The organism is Paraburkholderia youngii, from assembly GCF_013366925.1.
GTDB classification, from domain to species: domain Bacteria; phylum Pseudomonadota; class Gammaproteobacteria; order Burkholderiales; family Burkholderiaceae; genus Paraburkholderia; species Paraburkholderia youngii.
Genome location: NZ_JAALDK010000002.1, coordinates 902,003 through 921,550, shown reverse-complemented (window position 1 = coordinate 921,550; position 19,548 = coordinate 902,003). Strand labels below are relative to the sequence as shown.

At 61.4% G+C, this 19,548-nt stretch carries 15 protein-coding genes and 1 pseudogene; 12 read left to right on the top strand and 4 right to left on the bottom strand.

The annotated features are described in order from the left end of the window. Positions 1 to 129 precede the first annotated feature (129 nt). A pseudogene (locus tag G5S42_RS35535) lies at positions 130 to 1,598 on the top strand (aldehyde dehydrogenase family protein). Beyond that, entirely contained in the window at positions 1,595 to 3,190 is a 1,596-nt protein-coding gene (locus G5S42_RS35530) for a GMC family oxidoreductase (protein WP_176111406.1), read from the top strand. The pseudogene G5S42_RS35535 and the gene G5S42_RS35530 overlap by 4 nt, the downstream one beginning before the upstream one ends. A gap of 185 nt (positions 3,191 to 3,375) precedes the next feature. On the opposite strand, the gene G5S42_RS35525 is transcribed toward G5S42_RS35530, so the two are convergent. Further along, a complete protein-coding gene (locus G5S42_RS35525) occupies positions 3,376 to 4,968 on the bottom strand; it encodes a methyl-accepting chemotaxis protein (RefSeq protein ID WP_176111405.1) in 1,593 nt (530 codons plus the stop codon). A 232-nt stretch (positions 4,969 to 5,200) separates the two neighbouring features. Between G5S42_RS35525 and G5S42_RS35520 the strand changes: the two genes are divergently transcribed. The 4 genes from G5S42_RS35520 to G5S42_RS35505 all read left to right on the top strand — a co-directional run bounded on the left by G5S42_RS35520 (position 5,201) and on the right by G5S42_RS35505 (position 8,297). Beyond that, positions 5,201 to 6,100 carry a LysR family transcriptional regulator gene (locus tag G5S42_RS35520; RefSeq protein WP_176111404.1) on the top strand — a complete coding sequence of 300 codons (900 nt, stop codon included), beginning with the start codon at positions 5,201 to 5,203 and terminating at the stop codon, positions 6,098 to 6,100. Positions 6,101 to 6,230: 130 nt separating this feature from the next. Continuing rightward, positions 6,231 to 7,016, top strand: coding sequence for an SDR family NAD(P)-dependent oxidoreductase (locus G5S42_RS35515; RefSeq protein ID WP_018436029.1), 786 nt, complete (start codon positions 6,231 to 6,233; stop codon positions 7,014 to 7,016). Between the two features lie 412 nt (positions 7,017 to 7,428). Further along, a complete protein-coding gene (locus G5S42_RS35510) occupies positions 7,429 to 7,743 on the top strand; it encodes a hypothetical protein (protein ID WP_176111403.1) in 315 nt (104 codons plus the stop codon). 11 nt (positions 7,744 to 7,754) lie between these two features. Further along, a complete protein-coding gene (locus G5S42_RS35505) occupies positions 7,755 to 8,297 on the top strand; it encodes a nuclear transport factor 2 family protein (protein WP_176111402.1) in 543 nt (180 codons plus the stop codon). Between the two features lie 91 nt (positions 8,298 to 8,388). On the opposite strand, the gene folE is transcribed toward G5S42_RS35505, so the two are convergent. Next, entirely contained in the window at positions 8,389 to 9,024 is a 636-nt protein-coding gene (gene folE / locus G5S42_RS35500; RefSeq protein WP_176111401.1) for a GTP cyclohydrolase I FolE, read from the bottom strand. 190 nt (positions 9,025 to 9,214) lie between these two features. Here folE and G5S42_RS35495 point away from each other — a divergent pair, with 190 nt between their 5' ends. Further along, complete coding sequence (locus tag G5S42_RS35495; RefSeq protein WP_176111400.1) at positions 9,215 to 10,192, top strand: NAD(P)H-dependent flavin oxidoreductase; 978 nt, start codon at positions 9,215 to 9,217, stop codon at positions 10,190 to 10,192. 75 nt (positions 10,193 to 10,267) lie between these two features. On the opposite strand, the gene G5S42_RS35490 is transcribed toward G5S42_RS35495, so the two are convergent. Both G5S42_RS35490 and bktB read right to left on the bottom strand, forming a co-directional pair. Then, positions 10,268 to 11,935 carry an MBL fold metallo-hydrolase gene (locus G5S42_RS35490; RefSeq protein WP_176111399.1) on the bottom strand — a complete coding sequence of 556 codons (1,668 nt, stop codon included), beginning with the start codon at positions 11,933 to 11,935 and terminating at the stop codon, positions 10,268 to 10,270. A gap of 40 nt (positions 11,936 to 11,975) precedes the next feature. Continuing rightward, positions 11,976 to 13,157 (bottom strand): beta-ketothiolase BktB, encoded by a 1,182-nt coding sequence (gene bktB / locus G5S42_RS35485; protein ID WP_176111398.1) that lies wholly within the window; start codon positions 13,155 to 13,157, stop codon positions 11,976 to 11,978. 352 nt (positions 13,158 to 13,509) lie between these two features. Between bktB and G5S42_RS35480 the strand changes: the two genes are divergently transcribed. The 5 genes from G5S42_RS35480 (at position 13,510) to G5S42_RS35460 (ending at position 19,497) form a co-directional block, all read left to right on the top strand. Next, positions 13,510 to 15,444 (top strand): AMP-binding protein, encoded by a 1,935-nt coding sequence (locus tag G5S42_RS35480; RefSeq protein WP_176111397.1) that lies wholly within the window; start codon positions 13,510 to 13,512, stop codon positions 15,442 to 15,444. Positions 15,445 to 15,447: 3 nt separating this feature from the next. Continuing rightward, on the top strand, positions 15,448 to 16,659 hold the full coding sequence (locus G5S42_RS35475; protein ID WP_176111396.1) for an acyl-CoA dehydrogenase family protein: 1,212 nt from the start codon (positions 15,448 to 15,450) through the stop codon (positions 16,657 to 16,659). A 78-nt stretch (positions 16,660 to 16,737) separates the two neighbouring features. Further along, the gene (locus G5S42_RS35470; protein WP_176111395.1) at positions 16,738 to 17,898 is read left to right on the top strand and encodes an acyl-CoA dehydrogenase family protein; all 1,161 of its coding nucleotides are present in this window, start codon (positions 16,738 to 16,740) and stop codon (positions 17,896 to 17,898) included. Positions 17,899 to 17,917: 19 nt separating this feature from the next. Further along, positions 17,918 to 18,655 carry an enoyl-CoA hydratase gene (locus G5S42_RS35465; RefSeq protein WP_176111394.1) on the top strand — a complete coding sequence of 246 codons (738 nt, stop codon included), beginning with the start codon at positions 17,918 to 17,920 and terminating at the stop codon, positions 18,653 to 18,655. Between the two features lie 47 nt (positions 18,656 to 18,702). Further along, the gene (locus tag G5S42_RS35460; protein ID WP_176111393.1) at positions 18,703 to 19,497 is read left to right on the top strand and encodes an enoyl-CoA hydratase/isomerase family protein; all 795 of its coding nucleotides are present in this window, start codon (positions 18,703 to 18,705) and stop codon (positions 19,495 to 19,497) included. Positions 19,498 to 19,548 lie beyond the last annotated feature (51 nt).

The window sequence follows — 19,548 nt, the reverse complement described above, 5'->3', positions numbered from 1 at the left end:
TATCAGAGCCGGCTCGCGTCGCGCGCCAGCCGGCCAGGAGAACATTCAGGAGACGACACGACCGACCGCGACGACGCGCCCGGCGTCTGTTCCTGCACGCCTCTTCTGCCTCCAGAAGTCAAACGCTCAATGGAACAGCACATGTCACTTTCCCCCGCGCACCAACACCCGCTCGACGTCCCCGGCCGACTCTTTATCGGCGGCGCATTTGTCGAAGGTGATGGCGACGCCATCGAGCACGTCAACCCTTCGACGGGTCGTCCTCAGGCCGTTGTGCGCCTGGCTAGCGCGAGCGACATCGACCGCGCCGTCAAGGCGGCCAAGGCGGCCCAACGCGTATGGACGGAGATGGGGCCGCGCGCGAGGACACGATGCTTCAGGCGCCTCGGCGAGCTGCTCGAAGCGAACCAGCAGCAGTTGGCATTTCTCGGTGCCAGGGAGTCCGGCATTCCAGTGGGACTGCCGCTGATGGACATGGCGCTGGGTTGGGTCGATCACTACATGGGCTGGATCGACAAGATCGAGGGTTCGTATGGCGAGTCTTATCCGGCGCCAGGCTTCAATTACACCCGGCGAGAGCCTTATGGTGTGGTGGGCGTCATCATTCCCTGGAACGGTCCGCTGATGGCGACCTGCATGATGGCGCTGCCGGCAATGGCGTCGTTCTGAAGCCGCCAGCGCTTGCGCCTTTCGTCGCGCTGCGAATTGCTGAACTCGCTCATCAGGCCGGCTTGCCAGCGGGCCTGTTCAATGTGGTGCCCGGCGAGGCCGAGGCTGGCGAGGCGCTCGTGGCTCACCCCGACGTCGCCAAGGTCACGTTCACGGGCGGCGAAGGCGTCGCACGGCGTGTGATGGCGACAGCGGCGGCATGTCTGAAGCCGGTCGCGTTGGAACTGGGCGGCAAGTCCGCCAATCTCGTCTTCGAAGACGCCGATCTCGACGCCGCAGTGATGCAGGCGGTATATGGCGCATTGGGGCTGAGCGGGCAGGGTTGCGTGAACCCGACCCGTTTGCTCGTGCACCGATCCCGCTACGACGAAATGGTGGCGCGCGCCGCGGCGGTGGCTGCCAGCATGAAGATAGGTGATCCCTTCGATTCCGGCACTATCGCCGGACCGGTGATATGCCAGTCGGCTTGCGATCGTATCCTCGGCATCATTGCGCAAGCGCGACGCGACGCCAAGCTGGTTGCGGGCGGCGAGCGATTGGGCGGCGAACTGGCCGACGGCTTCTTCATCCAGCCGACCGTGTTTGCCGATGTGCAGCCCGGAAGTGCGCTGGAACAGAACGAGGTGTTCGGTCCCGTGTTGTCGATCACTCCCTTTGCCGATGACGCAGAGGCGCTGGCGATCGCCAACGGTACGCGTTACGGGCTCGGTGCCTATCTGCACACCAATGATCTCGACCGGGCGCACGCATTCGCCGAGCGCCTCGACGCGGGCTACGTGAACATCAACGGCTTCGCCTCGATGGCACCAGGTGCGCCGTTCGGCGGATACCGTCAAAGCGGCTTCGGCAGGGTGGGTGGCTGGGCCGGTATGGAGGAGTATCTGCAGCTCAAGAACGTCTTCGTTGCGCGCAGAGAAGGCAAGCGATGAGAGAAAGCGTTTTCGACTATATCGTGATCGGCGGCGGTTCGGCTGGGTGCGTCATTGCGGCGAGATTGAGCGAGAATCCTTCGACACGCGTGTTGCTGCTGGAGGCGGGCAAGGAAGGAAAGGGATTTCTCTTCGATATGCCAGCCGGCAGTTTCGCGCTGATGGGCAATCCCAAGGCGGACTGGATTTATCCGTCCGCGCCCGATCCCTCCGCCGGTGCGCGCATGACGACATGGGCAGCGGGAAAGGCGCTAGGTGGAAGCAGCAGCATCAATGGGATGGTCTATATCCGTGGCCAGCGTGGGGATTACGACGCGTGGCGGGACAGCGGGTGCCCGGGCTTGGGATTCGACGATCTGCTTCCGTATTTCCGCAAGTCCGAGAATTTCACCGGTCCCGCGTCCCCGGCGCATGGCTCTGATGGTCCGCTGAGCGTCTCGCCGCCGCGCGTACTGCATCCATTGGCTCACACCTTTCTCGAGGCTGCGGGGCATTGCGGCATGCCAGCGCGTGCGGAGTATTGCGCAGGCGACGTGCATGGATCATTTATCGTCTATGGCACGACCCGGAAGGGCAAACGCTGCAGCGCTCGCAAGGCCTACCTCGAACCTGCGCTAGATCGGCCCAATCTCACTGTCACGACTGGCGCGGTCGTAGACCACGTGCTCTTCCAAGAACGGAGGGCGATTGGTGTGAAGGTGATTGTCGCAGGAGAGAGGCGCACTTTTACCGCTCGCCGCGAAGTTGTGCTGAGTGCGGGAACGATCGCTTCGCCCGGCGTGTTGTTGCGATCCGGCATCGGCGCTGGTGCTGATCTGTCCGCGATGGGTGTTGAAATCGTCGCCGATCTGCCCGGCGTCGGCCGTAATGTGCAGGAACATTGCGGGGTTTCCCAGAGCCGACTGACCGACGTGCCGACGTACAACACAATGGTGGGTCCTCTGCGTCTCGCGGGACATCTGCTGAAGTATGCAACGGTAAAGAGAGGGATTCTGACCTCGATAGCCGTCCACGCGATGGCCTACGCGCGCAGCGCACCCGAACTGACCGAGCCGGACATTGCGATGAGCTTCTTGCCGCTGGCGATAGCTTTCGTCGGCGGACATCCCGCGCTCGCGAAGCAGGCAGGCGTAACGATCGGCTCGCAGGTGCTGAGACCCCACGGCCGCGGACGGATCCGCCTGAAAGATCTCGATCCGTGCTCGAAGCCGGTCATCGAGCACGCGTTGCTGGGTGATCCACGCGATCTTGCGTTGACCATCAAGGGCAGCCGTCTTGTGAGCGAGGTGTTCGCCGCGACCCCGCTGGCGAGACACGTGATCGGCGATCATGAACCTGCGTCGTTGCCTGAAAGCGATAGTGCGTGGGAGACGTACGTGCGCCAACGCGTGGGCATCGGCTACCACCCTGTAGGCAGTTGCCGGATGGGAGCCGACGACATGGCCGTAGTCGACACCCGGTTGCGTGTTCGCGGTGTCGAGCGGCTACGCGTGGTCGACGCTTCCGTCATGCCGAACATCGTTTCGGGCAACACGAACGCCGCGACGATCGCCGTGGCCGAGAAGGCGGCGGAGATGATTATCGCGGGTTGACCTCTGCGACGATTTGCCTGATCTGGAGCGCGCGAATGAGCATTTGCAAAGTTGTGTTAGTACACGGCGGTCATTTTGCAGCGGATTGCTGGACTGCGGTTGTAGCTATGACGTCGGAGATCAGGATGGTGTTATTGAATAGCCGGGACGCTGAAGACATCGTCCAGACATCTACCATTACGGCTTTACGCGGCAGTTCCGCTCAGCAGCGCGTTTCGTTCGTCGCGGGAAAGCGTGAAAAGGCACAGCATTTCGGCGAGTCGCTGGGTCTGCTGCTTCATGCTATCGGCTGCGGCCGTGTGCTGCTGAACGAGCGTTGAGTTAACCTGCGTCATGCGGTCCAATTGTTCTACCGCAACGCTGACCTGACTGACTCCGGCCGACTGCTCTCGCGATGCCTCCGCGATCTGGCTGACCAGATTGGTTACGCCTCGAACTTGCGCGACGATGTCGGCAATCGTCTTGCCTGCCGAATCGACCAGCTTCGATCCTCCTTCGACCGTTTCGACGCTTTGCGTGATCAACGCCTTGATTTCCTTTGCGGCCTGCGCGCTGCGTTGAGCGAGATTCCGGACCTCGCCCGCTACCACGGCGAACCCACGTCCGTCTTCGCCGGCTCTCGCGGCTTCGACCGCGGCGTTCAGGGCCAGAATGTTGGTCTGGAAAGCAATGGCATCGATGACGGAGATGATGTCCGAAATCTTGCTGCTCGACTGCGTGATTTTCTCCATCGTCGAGATGACCTGATCTACTACTCGTCCCCCATCTTCGGCCGCCTGGCTCGCGCGGGCGGCCAGACTACTCGCCTGTCTGGCTGCGTCGGCATTGTGACCCACCGTCGAGTTGATCTGCTCCATTGAAGCAGCCGTCTCTTCCAGACTGCTGGCCTGCGTTTCCGTTCGTCCGGAAAGCTCGAACGTGCCCGCGGCAATATCGTTCGTTGCCTGTTGCATGGTCTTTACGCCATTACGGACGTCGAGCACGGTGGCACGCATGTTGATACTGACCTGATTCAGCGTTCGAAGCACATCACCGATTTCATCGCTTCGAACGCTGTGACACGTGGCGCTCAGATCGCCCGCGGCAATCTTCATCGCTGTTCGCGCGGCTTCCTGCAATGGGGCAGCGATGACGCGAGACAGGAACACGCCCGCAGCGGAGGTCAGCAGAATCAAGGCGACGAGTTCGCTCCAGAAAGAGAACGAGGAAAGCCCCTCGGCGCAGCTCGCCAGTCCGAGTATGTCCACCAGGGTGAGCACGCCGAGGACACCCCAGATGTAGCGCTTCAGACCAACCGAGCGAATCCGGCCGGCGGCCTTGCCAAAAATGCCGCGGCGCACGATGCGCCCTTGCTCCCATCCGAGCTTTCCGTCATGGTCAGGGCGAAAACGTCGATACAGTGCTTCGGTCTGCGCGATCTCACCATGAACCGGCTTGCTGAGAACCATCAGGGAGCCGATGTATCGTCCGTGCGAAACGAGTGGCGCCATGTTCAAACGGCACCACACGAGGGTGCCACGCTTGCAGGCGAGCTTGATCAGTCCGCTCCAGGGCTTGCCCTGCCTAACAGCCGCTCCGAGGTCGGCCAGTACCGGTTGGGGAACGTCGCGTATGCGGTCCGCTCCCTGCGTAGCCTGGAGTTCCTGCAGCGAAAAGCCCGTGACGCGTTGATAAACCGGGTTCGTATAGACCACCTGAGATTGCACGCCTACGCAGCAGACCATCAGCTCATGGTCCTGTAGCTCGTAATCGCGATTCGTATTGTTCTGTTGCCCCATATCTGTCCAAGCTCACTTGAGCTGCCTTTGATTATTATTCGTATTGTGGAACGACATTCGAAAATGTATGTGGATCGATGCTTGACGTCAAGCTGGGGAGCACCCGATATGTCGTGGGGGCCCGCGTTCACCAAGCCGCGTTCAACAATGTGACCAGGGTTCGTCCGCAGTGCCCCGCAACGGGACAAAGGCGATATGCTGGCGGCACCCGATATCAAAGTCATATCAGCTCATGGAATTGCGGCATCTCAGACATTTCGTTGCGGTTGCGGAGACCCAGCACTTTGGCCGTGCGGCTGCGCGACTGGGCATGGCGCAGCCGCCGCTCAGCCAGTCGATCATGCGGCTGGAGGAGCAGCTTGGTATCAAACTGCTCGAACGCACACCGCGAGGCGTTTCGCTCACGCCCGCCGGAGCCGCGTTGCTCGCGGAAGCGAAGCCACTGATCGCGCAAGCCGAGCTGGCCGAGCGGCGCGTGCGGCAAGCCGCCGACGAACTGGCGAGTTTGAGCGTTGCGTTCGTGCCGATGTGCGCGGTTCGAATCATGCCGCTAGCCATTCAGGGCCTCCGCAAGCAATGGCCCGGTGTCGACGTCCGGTTGATCGAGCGCGGCAGTGCTTTGACCGTCGCCAGCGTGAAAAACGGCAGCATTGACCTGGGCGTGGTGGTCACCAGCGCCGCGGACGTCTCGGGTTTGGAAAGCGTGGTCATCGAGCGCCTGCGTGTGGTCGCCGCGGTTCCGGCGAAGTGGCCGGTGGCGACGCAGCGTTCGATTCGCATCGCGGATCTCGCGCGATATCCGCTCATCATGTTCCCTCAGCAGATGTCGCAGCCGCTCTTCGCCGCGTTCGAGGCAGCGCGCCGCGAGGCGGGGCTGTCGCCGCGCGTAACCCAGCAAGCGCGCCATCCTTATACGATGCTCAATCTCGTGGCTCACGAACTGGGTGTCGGCCTGATGCTGGACTCGGCGCGGTACTTGCCCGTGGAGGGGGTCGCCTACATCGACATCGAGGATGTTCCAGCTTCGGGCGAAACCGAAGTGTCGCTGGTGTGGGCGGATAGGCCTCACAAGCCCTACCATCGTTCGATGCTCGACATCATGCGTGAAATCGCGTCGTCGACTGCTACGTGATACCCACAGTAGCTGCTCCTTCCGTCATGCGGATCCTCGTTTATCTTGACACCTTCAAACGGGGCGTTTATTTTTCCGAATGACGTTCAGAAAATAACTTTGCTCGCGACGCGAGCCAAAAGGAGGAGCAGTGAGCACGAATGTGGCGAGTCTATTCAATCTCGATCAGAAAGTAGCGGTGGTGACAGGGGCAGGTTCGGGCATCGGACGTGAGACGGCCCTGCTGCTTGCGTCGGCCGGCGCGGCAGTGGTCGCGGCGGATCTGAACGAGGAAGCGGCGCAGCAGACGGTCAAACAAATCGAAAGCGCGTCAGGCAAGGCTATCGCGGTCAAAGTGGACATCGGCAATGAAGCGTCGATTCTCGCGATGTACGAAACCGTGCAGGCGAAGCTCGGGCGCCTCGATATTCTCGTCAACAACGCGGGTATCTATCCGAAGACGCAATTCGTCGAGACGTCGGCCGAGAAGTGGGACAAGGTGCTAGGCGTCAACCTGCGCGGCACCTTCCTGTGCATGCGCGAAGCGATCAAGCGGATGCAGGGTGCCAAAAACGGCGGTTCGATCATCAATATTTCGTCGGTGGCTTCGCTGCAGCCGGTGATTTTCGACAACGGCGACTACGGCGCATCGAAGGCGGGTGTCAACAACCTCACCAAGGTCGCAGCTCTCGAATTCGCACCACATGGAATTCGCGTGAACGCAGTGCTGCCCGGCGGCGTGGCAACGGAGGGCGCGGCCGCATCGACGAAGGTTCATCAGGCCCACGGGCCCATTACGCAGCCTGGCCGCATGCCGCTGGGCCGCATCGGTGTCGCCTCCGATATCGCGAGGGCTGTGCTGTTCTTCGCGTCGCCGGCATCGGACTATGTCACCGGACAGCTTCTCGCTGTCGACGGCGGCTTCCAGGTCTCCTGATTGCCCGTCCGCGTCTCATTGCCGACCCCGTTGCACACATGACCATGTGTGCAACGGCCGCTCGCGCATGCGATCCGGTCTATCCCTTCACGGCTAGTGAAAACACCGACGCCATTAATTGAACGACTTGTTGCATAACAGTTTTCCGTGACCTAGGATGTCTATCTAGAGGCGCCATGCAAGCGCCCGCCAGGCATAAGTCTGATCGGAGACATGCGATGTACTTTCTCGACAGCGATTTACGAGGTCCACTTGCGGACTACACGTTCGACTATCGTCGTCAGCGCGCTGAAAACGGCGCTCCCTCGTCGAACGAATCGGCTCGCGCAAGACAGCCGAATTGGGTGACGCGCGCGCTGGAAGCAATGGCGCCTGGTACTCTCGGCAAACCGCGCATGGGGGGCCGGACACGATGAAAACGCTGACTCGCGAGAGCGCACGAGAAGCGCGCAGAGTATGGCTGCCGCTCATTCTTCTGTCGATTTCGGCAGCAGCGGTCTGGCTGCTGCAACGTGACCTGCACATGGAAGAACTAGGTCGGTCCGCGCTGTTCGGCGTCGTGATGACGTTTGCCGTGCTTGGCTTGACGGCACTTGCGGGCATCATCGGATGTGCGATCGCGAGCCGTGCGCGAGCGCAGGAAACTGATTTGTCGACAGGCGAAGGCTATTGCTTCGTTGGCGCCGTGATTGGCGCGGTCGTCTTTTTTGTCGCCATGACCATCTAACGGTAAAAACGATGAATGAAGACTTGAACGCACGCGTGGAAGCGCTGTTGGACAAGCAGGACATACTCGAATGCGTGCACCGGTATTGTCGCGGGGTCGACCGCATGGACCGTGAGTTGACGCTGTCGGCATACCATCCGGGCGCCATCGATGATCACGGCGCATTCGTTGGAAATGCAGAGGAATTCGTCGACTGGGCTTTTGGATACCATACCGAGCATCAGTTGTCGCACCACCATATGGTGTTCAATCACAGCGTCGAATTGCAGGGCAATGAGGCACACGCGGAAACGTACTGGCTTTTCTTCGGAGAAAATCGCGTCAAGCCGGACACGCTGGCGGTGGGGCGCTATATCGACCGCTTCGAGAAGCGTGATGGTGTGTGGGCGATCGCGGCTCGTGTCTGCATCTCTGAAGCTATCAACGAACTCACGCCTGCAGAAGTACCTGCGGCATGGCGTGAAATCCTGATGAGCAACGGCGTTAGTTCAAGAAATCGTGAAGACGTTTCTTATGAACGGCCTCTAACGACGCGTCAACCCGCCGAGGTCTGAAACCGTACGCAAGCCTGTCACGACGCTTGCCGCGGATACGCCAATCGATTTGTCCAAAAAGCCAACGTCGGCTGGAAGCCGACGTTGGCTTTTAGCTATTGGGTAATGGAGTATTCGCACCGTGACCGACAATCGAGAGAAACTCGCGGCGCGTGGAAGGATCGTCGCGGAATGCGCCCAGCATTCGACTCGTCACCAGCGACGCGCCCGGCTTATGCACGCCCCGCGTGCTCATGCACTGATGTGCGGCTTCGAGAATGACGGCGACCCCCTTGGGTTGCAGCACGGTGTTCAACGCGTCGGCGATCTGAACGGTCATCTTCTCCTGGATCTGCAGACGCTTGGCATAGACATCTACGAGGCGCGCGAGTTTGGAAATGCCGACCACGCGATGCTCGGGCAAGTAGGCAACGTGCGCGCGTCCGATGATGGGTACCATATGATGTTCGCAGTAGCTTTCGAAGCGAATGTCCTTTAGCACCACCATCTCGTCATAGCCATCCACCTCGGAAAACGTGGTTGCCAGGATCTGCATTGGATCGGATTCGTAGCCCGAGAAGAACTCGCGGTATGCGCGCGCGACGCGTGCGGGTGTTTGAATGAGGCCTTCCCTTTCGGGGTTGTCGCCTGCCCATCGGATGAGCGTACGCACGGCTTCTTCCGCTTGATCCAGGGTCGGGAGAACCGACGCTTCCTCAGCGCTAATCTCGTTGTCTCGCTTGTTCATCAATTCTCCTGATCGTTCATGCCTCGTGCAATCACATGCGTGTCCGCGAGTGCAGCACATGAGCATCGGCAATGGAGAAGTGTATATAATTGCACGATGTTCGTAAATATAAACGAGCGACGCATTTCACACGCGACGCTCGACCGCTGCACGTTGACGAATCAGGATGCACTTACACAGGAATCAGCAGATGAAAACGCGCATTACACAGTTGCTTGGGATTCGATACCCGATTGTTCAAGGGGGCATGATGTGGGTGGGCCGCGCGGAATTGGCCGCTGCTGTCTCGAACGCCGGTGCGCTCGGAACCATCACCGCTCTCACTCAGCCCACACCGGAGGCATTGCGCAACGAGATAGCTCGCGTTCGCTCGATGACGGATCAGCCATTCGCCGTGAACCTGACAATCCTGCCGACGATCAAGCCGGTGCCGTACGCCGAGTACGCGCAAGCGGTCGTGGAGAGCGGTGTGCAGATCGTCGAGACGGCGGGACGCAATCCCGAGTCATATATGCCGTCATTCAAGGCTGCGGGGATCAAGGTGATCCACAAGTGCACGTCGGTGCGTCACGCGCTGAAAGCCGAGGCGTTGGGGTGCGACGCCGTGAGCGTGGACGGATTCGAATGCGCCGGCCATCCCGGTGAGGACGACGTGCCGAATCTGGTCCTGTTGCCGGCCGCGGCCGCGAAGCTGCGCATCCCGATGATTGCCTCGGGTGGCATCGCCGATGCGCGCGGCATGGTCGCCGCACTCGCGCTCGGCGCGGATGGGATCAACATGGGAACGCGTTTCATGGCAACGCGGGAGGCGCCTATTCACGAGAACGTCAAGCGCAAGCTCGTAGAGCATGATGAGCGCAATACGGCATTGATCTTCCGCACGCTGAAGAACACGTCGCGTATCTTCAGGAATTCGGTAGCGGAGCGAGTGCTGGAACTGGAGCATAAAGAGGGTGCGACGTTTGCGGATCTCAAGCCGCTCGTCAGCGGGGAGCGCGGCAAGCGTATGTACGAGACGGGCGATACGGAAGATGGAACGTTCCCGGCCGGTCTGGCAATCGGGCTTATCGAAGATATTCCCACTTGTGCGGAACTCGTGAATCGGATGGTGGCTGAGGCGCGCGCACTCATTCATGACCGGCTGACCGCGCTCGTAGCAGAGAGCTGAAGTCGAAAGAAGACGGCAATCGAATGCGGCTGTCCGAGCTTGGGATTCCACGGGCGTGGACAGCTGATACGGGCATTACGAGCGCAAGCACGCGTGCGAGATCAGATGACGGTGTTCGTCGAGCCGTTCGAGATGAGCCAGCAGCGACCGGGAAGCGGCTGACCACAGTCTTTCGGGAACATCGGTGTAAGCAAGCCGCAGCCAATCGTCAATCGAACCACTCGGCAGCGCCTTGACCGCGTCGGCGATCTTGGCTTCCCGGGCGAACCGGTGTGCCTTGAGGCGCGCGATCTGGTCACGCGCCCGGTCGAGCACGTACCCGTGTGCGGGGAGAATAAATTCGATCTCACGTTCGGTACAGATCGCGTCGAGTCGGTCTAGTGACGCAAGGTACGCCGTCATATTGCCGTCCGGAGGATCGATGATGGTCGTGCTGCCATTCAGAATGTGATCGCCGCTGAATAGCAGTCCGTCCTCCAGAAGGACCAGGCACACGTGGTTGCTTGCGTGCCCCGGCGTCGAGACCACGAGCAATCGATGCGTCTCTCCGTCATGCGCAAGCGTGAGCACCTCGCCGTCGAGCAATTCACGGTCGGGGGCGAAGTGATTGCTTGCCTTGGCGGCAGGTCCGGACGGCACGCCGAGGATGGGTGGCTTGTGCGGGCACATGGACTGCAGCGGCCTCGCTCCGGGCGCATGGTCCACGTGGGAGTGCGTGCAGACGATCATGCGAATGTCGCCGCCCGTTGCCGAGAAGATGCGTTGAAGGTGCGCCAGGTCGCCTGGTCCCGGATCGACGACGATGAAGCCAGTCGCCGCCGTGCCGACGATGTAGCTATTCGTGCCTGGACCGGTCATCAATCCGCCGTTCGTCGCGGTCAATCGCATCACGTTTCGCAGGAGTGGGATCGCGTCTGTGGATCGCCAATCGAGACAGTGGAGCACCTGGCCATCGGGGCACACGAGGCGCAGTTCGCCGTATGGGGTATCGCCTTCCATGCACCGCATGACACTGCCTGCTTTCATCCCACCACGCGGACAACTGCTCCAGAGGGACTTTTCCGCCCTACACGCGGCGAGCAGTGCATCAACCGAGTCGAACGAGCGAAGGCGCTCGAGGGTGCGCACCGTTGGGAAGATCATCGCGAAGTCGCCAGCGGCATTGCGTGCCAGCGCCTCGTCGGGACGGACCCACAAAGGTTCGAACTGCTCGGCGCCGTCCGCGACCGCGGTTTGATCGACCGGCATGCGCGCCACGAAAAACTGGACGTCAAAGCGCCGCGGCAGATCACGGTCGGTGATCCAATGAGCAAACGGATAAACGCAATCCGCAGCGAGCGTGAGCCCATGCTGCGAGCAATGGTCCTCGATCGCTGTTGCCCGCTCGAGCTTCGCAATATCGTGGTCGTCGACGAGCACACCGTCGTGTCGCCATGCCAGTAGCACGCCGAGTTCTTCGAATGTTTCCCGAATGGCAGCCACGGCCTGAACCGCCTGCGTATCGTCTTGCGTGGCGCGCCGTCGTGCGCTGCCGGCGATTCGTGCATCGGAGGAGTCGATCGCTCCGCCGGGAAAGACGAACGCGCCCGGCGCGAAGCTCGCCTGCGCCGACCGTCGTGTCATCAGCACTTCGATGGTTGGCGAACCTTCGTACAGCGCGTCGCGGACCAGGAGCATCGTCGCAGCGGGGCGTGGCGCCACCGGCTGTCGTTGTGCGTGAAGCAGTTGTTCGGGACGTACCACGTCTCTCCTTCTGGTTGAACGAATAACGCTGCGGAAAGCTTTAAATGCGCTCGAAGATGGCCGCGATGCCTTGGCCCCCGCCGATGCACATCGTCACGAGCGCATAGCGGCCGCCGCAACGATGCAACTCGTGAATGGCTTTGACCGCAATGACGGCGCCGGTCGCGCCAATCGGATGACCGAGCGAAATACCCGATCCGTTCGGGTTGACCTTCGCGCTGTCGAATTCCAGTTGCTTCGCCACCGCGCAAGCTTGCGCGGCGAAAGCCTCGTTCGCTTCGATCACATCGAGGTCGGCGACGGTCAAACCCGCGCGCTGCAGCGCCTTCCGTGTGGCAGGCACCGGACCAATGCCCATGAATTGCGGGTCGACGCCCGCGTGAGCCCAGGAGACCAGTCGCGCAAGAGGACGAAGGCCACGTTGTTCGGCGGTGCGGCGGGCCATCAGCAGGACAGCTGCGGCGCCGTCATTGAGACCGGACGCATTGCCGGGCGTGACCGTACCGTCTTTCTGGAACGCCGGGCGCAATTTGGCGAGATCGGCGAGGGTCGTGCCCGACCGCACATGCTCATCGGTATCGAAAGCGATTTCGTCTTTTTTCGTACGCAAGGCGACCGGCACGATCTGCTCGCGGAAGTTGCCGTCGTGAATGGCTTGCGCAGCGCGCCGGTGCGATTCGACGGCGAGCGAGTCCTGGTCGTCGCGCGTGATGCCGTACTTCTTCGCGACGTTCTCTGCGGTTACGCCCATATGGCAAGCGCTGAAGGGATCAGTCAACGCGCCGACCATCATGTCGATCAGACGGATGTCGCCCATGCGCGAACCCCAACGCGCGCCGGTGGCCACGTAGGCTGCGCGCGACATGCTTTCCGCACCTGCGCCGATGGCAATTTCGGTGTCGCCGTGCGCGATGGCCTGGGCGGCGGAGATGATTGCCTGGAGGCCGGAGCCGCACAGCCTGTTGAGCGTCAGCGCCGGTGCTTCGGCGCTGACGCCGCCTTCCATCGCGGCGACGCGCGCGAGATAGATGTCGCGAGGCTCGGTATGGATCACGTTGCCGAACACTACATGACCCACATCTTCACCCGGCAGATTCGTACGCTCGAGCAGCGCGCGAACGACGGTTGCGCCGAGCGTCGTGGGCGGAACGCTCGATAGCGCGCCACCGAAATCTCCAATAGCGGTGCGAACGGCAGCGGTGACGACGACCTCATCCGACATGATGGCTCCTTGGTCCCGAGAATCGGTTACGATCCGGTTCGTGTTTAACAATATGAATGATGTTCGAAAAGTAGCGCATTTTCGCTTTCATGTCCACGCAATTGTGCAGTGCGCAAGGATGAGATGGTGCCGAGCATTTCGTGCTTCATTCGCGCCGGATCGCGGGTTGGATATCCGGCTTCCTTGTGGGTGACAACGGATAGACGCGGGTTCGATTTCGCGCTATGCTGGTTCAACATGATGATCGACGTTCAATTATTGGTTTGTCTTGATCCGCAAGATTTGCGTGTATCGGATGGCGATGCGAGCGCGCGCGGGACATGACTTGCCAGATAACAACAGGACGATTCAGATGGATGCAGGTACGGCTTCGCACGATGCCCTGATGGATGTGCCGTTTCGCCCGATCCGCCTCGGCAGCATGGACGCGATCGTCGAGCGAAGGCCCGATGGAAGCGTGGTGTATGAACTGAAGGAACCACTCGAACCGTATCCCGTCCGCTTGACGGAGCGGCTCGAACACTGGGCGAGTGTCACACCCGAGCGTGCGCTGCTCGCGCGGCGGACGCCGGACGGCAAGTCATGGGAGTCCCTGACCTATCGGCAGGCGTTCGACGGTGCGCGTGCGCTGGGGCAGGCGTTGCTCGACCGAGGCTTGTCGCCGTCCCGTCCGTTGATGATTCTTTCGGATCGGAGCTTCGAACACGCGCTGTTCGCGCTCGCCGCATTGCACGTCGGGGTTCCCTATATTCCGGTGACGCCCGCATATTCGCTCTTGTCGCAGGACTTCTCGAAGCTCAGGCAACTCGCTGCCGTATGCACGCCCGGCCTCGTCTTAGCTGATGACGGCGCGCAATATGGCCGTGCGTTGCGCGAGGTGTTTGGCGACGTCGAATGTGTCGTCGTCGGTCCGTTGCCGGAGGGGCGTGCCGGTTCGCGTGTCGCCGACTGGCTGAAGACGCCGGTTACGGCCGACGTCGAAAAGGCGTTCAATGCGGTCGGCCCGGATACGGTGGGCAAGATCATGTTTACTTCGGGAACGACGGGCGCACCGAAAGGCGTCATCTACCCGCAACGCATGTTGTGCAGCAATCGACAGCAAGTCGCCCAGGTGTTCGCGTTTCTTCAGGATGGGCCACCGGATCTCGTCGACTGGCTGCCGTGGCATCACACCTTTGGCGGCACGCACAACTTCGGCATGGTGCTGTACGGCGGGGGTACGTACTACCTGGACCCAGGCAAGCCGACGCCGGAGGAAATTGGGCCGACGGTGCAGGCGTTGCGCGAAATCGCACCGGTCGTCTACCTCAATACGCCTCAAGGGCTGGCCTCGCTGATTCCGCATCTGAAGGCGGACGAGGCGCTGCGCAAAAAATTCTTCAGCAAGCTCGCGCTCATCTACTACGGCGGCGCTAGCCTGCCGAAGCACATCTGGGCGCAACTCGACGAGCTTGCGGTGCGAACCATCGGCCAGCGTGTTCTTATCATGTCGGGCATCGGCGGGACGGAAGCGGGTCCCACGCCAATGTCGGCAGCCTGGGATCCGCGACGCGAGGCGATTGCGGGCTTGCCCGTGCCCGGCGTCAAAGTGAAAGTGGCTCCGGTGGACGAGAAGCTGGAAATCCGCTTTTTCGGCGACTGTGTTACGCCCGGCTACTGGAAAGATCCCGACCGCACCGCCGCCGCGTTCGACGAGGAGGGCTATTTCCGCTCGGGTGACGCCGCAACCTTCATCGACCCGCAGCGTCTGGAACTTGGACTGCGTTTCGACGGACGCATCGCGGAGAACTTCAAGCTATCCACGGGTACATGGGTCAACGTCGCGGAGTTGCGACTGTACGCGCTGAACGTGTTTGGCCCGTATGCGCGCGACATCGTGATCGCCGGGCACGACCGCGAATACCTGAGCGCGCTTGTCTTCCCCGACATCGAAGCGTGCCGTGCGCTTTGCGACGACCTCCACGATCCGATGCCGGACGTCGACCAGATCATCAACAGCCGCGGTGTGCGCGCCTTCTTCCAGGCGGGGCTCGACAAGCTCGCCGCGCGTGCTGGAGGTAGCTCTGCCCGTATTGTCCGCATCGTGCTCGAAAGCGAGCAGCCGACGCTCGATAACGGCGAATTGAGCGCGAAGAGCGCAATCAGCCAACGCAATGTGCTCGAGCGGCGGCGTGGCGTCGTGGACGAACTGTATCGCGTGCCGCCCACGCCGCGCACCCTGGTCGGTAACGCTGCCCCGGCAGCGGATGCAGATCGAGTTCAACGTACTGAAAACGCCGGAAGCTAAACAATGGATTTTCGCGTAGACCCTGCGGACATGGCGTTCCGTGAAGAAGTTCGGGCGTTTCTCAAGCAGCATCTGCCGGCGGATATGGCCTTTCGCGGGCAGCAGGGCTTTCTCGCAGGCGACGACGATTCGCAGCGCTGGACCCGCATTCTGCATGAGACGCGCGGATGGTCAGTGCCGCATTGGCCGGTTGCGGACGGCGGCACCGGCTGGAGCGCGATGCAGCGCTACATATTCGAAGAAGAGTGCTATCTGGCGGGCGCGCCGGCGCAGAATCAGGCGGGTGTGTCGCTAGTTGGCCCGGTGATTTGCGAGTTCGGCAATGAAGAGCAGAAGCGCCGCTTTCTGCCGCCGATTCAACGCGGGGAAGTGTTCTGGGTACAAGGCTTTTCGGAGCCGGGCTCGGGCTCCGATCTCGCGTCGTTGCGTACGACGGCGGTTCGCGATGGAGACCATTACATCGTCAACGGGCAGAAGATCTGGACCAGCTTTGGCACCTCTGGCCAATGGAATTTCGTGCTGGTGCGCACGGATACCGAAGCGAAGCCGCAAAAAGGCATTTCCTTTTTGCTGCTCGACATGACCTCGCCAGGTGTTACCGTGCGACCGATCGGCTCGCTCGACGGCTGCAACCACCTTGCCGAAGTGTTCTACGACAACGTGCGCGTGCCCGCCGAAAACCTGATCGGCGAAGTGAACAAGGGCTGGGGGTATACGAAATTTCTGCTCTTCAACGAGCGCGCGTTCCTCGGCGCCGAGGCCCCGGCGCTCAAGCGCTATCTGCGCAAGATCCGGCACTACGCGTCGCGCGAGCACGTGGCCGGCAAGCCGTTGATCCAGGACCCGACGTTTGCGGCGCGTCTTGCGCAGTATGAGCTGGAGGTTCGCGCGATAGACATGGCGGTGCAGAAGATCCTGCATCAAGGAATCGACGAGCGCAGCGGCGGAATGGCAATCGGCTCGATGCTAAAGGTGCGAGGCTCGGAGCTCCATCAGAAGCTGACCGAGATGCTGCTCGAGGTGATCGGCGACTACGGTGCCGTGTTCTATCCTGATCCGAACGAAGAGCGAGCGCTGCGCGACTCGTCGTTTATCGGGCCCGAGTACGCGCCGGGCCTCGCGGCAGAGGCTTTCTATCGACGTGCTTGCACGATCTATGGCGGGACGGCCGAAATTCAGCGAAACATCATCGCCAAGGCGATGTTCGACCTGTGAGCTCGAGTCGATCCACGAACATCCGTCGATTCCCGTTGGGGGGAATCGCATCAATTGCCGGCAGAAAGAGGGTGCAGCATGGATTTTGAGTTGAGCGACGAACAGCGGATGCTGCTGGAAAGCGCGCAGCGCTTTGTGCAAAAGAGCTATACGTTCGAACATCGCCGCAATCTGGCCTCGAAAGAAGGAGGCTTTTCGCGCGACACGTGGCGCACGCTCGGCGAAATGGGCTGGCTCGGTATCGCCGTTCCGGAGGAAATGGGCGGGCTCGGTTTCTCGCCCGTCGAAAGCGCCATTGTGGCCGAGCAGATCGGCCGCGCGCTGGTGTTGGAACCGTATGCGATGTGCGGTGTGTTTCCCGCGTCGTTGGTGACTCGCTGTGGGCGCGAAGGGCAGCGCGAGACGCTGCTTGCCGAGATCGTCTCGGGGGAGGCTGTTTATGCGGTCGCGCACAGCGAACGCGAGGCGCGAGGCCAGGTGCACTATGTGACGGCCACCGCCAAGAAGACCACCGACGGGACCTGGAGGCTGGATGGCTACAAGACGCTCGTGGTGGGCGCACCTGTCGCCGATCGCCTCCTCGTCGTCGCACGCACGGCCGGTGCGGCCGGCGACAAGGATGGCATCGGTATTTTCGTCGTCGATCCGAAGCAGGCGGGCGTGACGCTCAAGACCTGCGCGTTGCTCGACGGCACGCCATCGGCCGACTTGCTGCTCGAAGGCGTCGTGGTGGCGCAATCCGATGTCTTAGGCGAAGCGGGCAATGCCTTCGAAGGGCTGCAGGCCGCCGTCGACGAAACGATCGTCGCGCTCTGTGCGGAACTCGTAGGCGATATGGAGGATGCCATCGAACTCGCTTCGGAATATTTGAAGACCCGCAAGCAGTTCGGCGTCGCGATCGGCAGCTTCCAGGCGCTGCAACACCGGATGGCCGACATGGCGATCGATGCGATGCAGGCGCGCGCAACACTGCATCGCGCATTGCTCGCGCTCAGCGAGAACGGGCCAAATAGAAGCGTCGAGGTTTCAGGCTGCAAGGCGCAGACCACTCGCAGCGCGAAGTTCGTGACGCAGCAAGGCATCCAGTTGCACGGCGGTTACGGCATTACGAACGAATACAAGGTCGGCCATCACTATCGCCGCCATCTGGTACTCGACGCGTTGTTGGGCAACATGGACTATCACCTGAATCGTTACGCACGGCAGATTCAGTGCGAGGTATTGGCTGCGCTGGCGTGAACCCTATCGAGGAATTGCGATGGACGCGAAAGTAACCGATTTGCTCGGCGTGACTCGAGAAGACGCCGTTCTTACGCTGACACTGAATCGGCCCGAGGCTCGCAACGCGCTGAACCTTGCATTGACCGAAGCACTCGTCGGCGCGTTGAACCGCTTCGAAGCGGACGAAAGCCTGCGTGTGCTGATCGTGACCGGCGCCGATCCGGCCTTTTGCGCGGGGCTCGATCTGAACGACTTCTCGGCGCCCGATGCGCCGCGCTCGTGGGTCGCGGAAATGATCGATATGTGGCCGCGCATCACCAAGCCGGTGATCGCGGCGGTCAACGGCGCTGCCGTTACCGGCGGTCTGGAACTTGCGATGGGATGCGATTTCATCATCGCGTCCGAGCGCGCGCGCTTTGCCGATACGCATACGAAAATCGGCGCGCTCGCCGGCGGCGGTATGACTGCGAGATTGCCATATATAGTGGGTCCGAGGTGGGCCAAGCAGATCAGCTTTACCAGTGACCCGATCGACGCGGCCACGGCGTTGCGCATTGGCCTCGTCAACGAGGTGGTCGGCCACGATCAACTGATGGAGCGCGCAAGCTCACTCGCGAAGACGATCGCGAGTCGCCGGCCCGATCTCGTCGCGACGGTCAAGCGTGTGATCGATCAGGGTGCGCTAACTTCACTGGAAGAGGCTTTGCGAATCGAGAAGGCTGCAATGGCGCAAGGAAAGAAGAATGGCGGCATGGCGTGGCAGGTGGGGAAATAAGCGGCTGCCCAACCAAAGCGCTTAACTCAAGGGACGTATGTACCCGCATGGCAAATCTCTACGATCTTCCAGACGATATTCAGGTGACAGCCGCCGGCGGCCTGCGCATCATCACGCTCAATCGGCCAGACGATCTGAACGCGTCGACCACGGAGATGCTGTTCAGCTATCCCAAGCTTTTTGCTGCGCTAGCCTCGGACCCCGACGCGCGTGTCGGCATTCTCACCGGTGCGGGACGAGCGTTCAGTGCTGGCGGAAACATGAATCACTTTGTCAAGACGCTCGACGACCCCGAGTTCGCCGCGCACGTCCAGGAGAACGCGCGTCGAACGATACACGGCTTCATCGACGTGCCGATTCCGCTGATCGCCGCGGTCAACGGGCCGGCCGTCGGCTGGGGCGCGACAATGGCGACCTTGTGCGACATCGTTCTGATGTCGGAGAAGTCGTTTCTCGCGGAACCGCATATCAACATCGGTCTGGTCGTCGGTGATGGGATCTCCGTGGCGTGGCCGCTCTACACCAGTCTGCTGCGAGCGAAAGAACTGATCTTCACCGGCGACCGCATCACACCGCAGCAGGCGGTCGAGTTCGGTCTTGCCAATCGCGTCGTCGAGCCCGAAAAGCTGATGGACGAGGCCTTGGCGCTTGCTGAAAAACTGCTCAAGCAACCGCGCAATGCGCTGCGCGAAACCAAGAAGCTGATGAACCTGCATCTTCATCGCAGCGCGGCGCAGATGCTCGACACGACGCTTGCGCGGCAGTTGGCGGCGACGCTCAGCAACGAGCATCATCAGATCGCGTCGGCTTTCATCGCTCAGCAGAAACGCAAGCAAGGCTAATTCCGCTCGCCGAGTCTCGTGTTCATCCGTCCGCTCATTTCGTGGAGTACC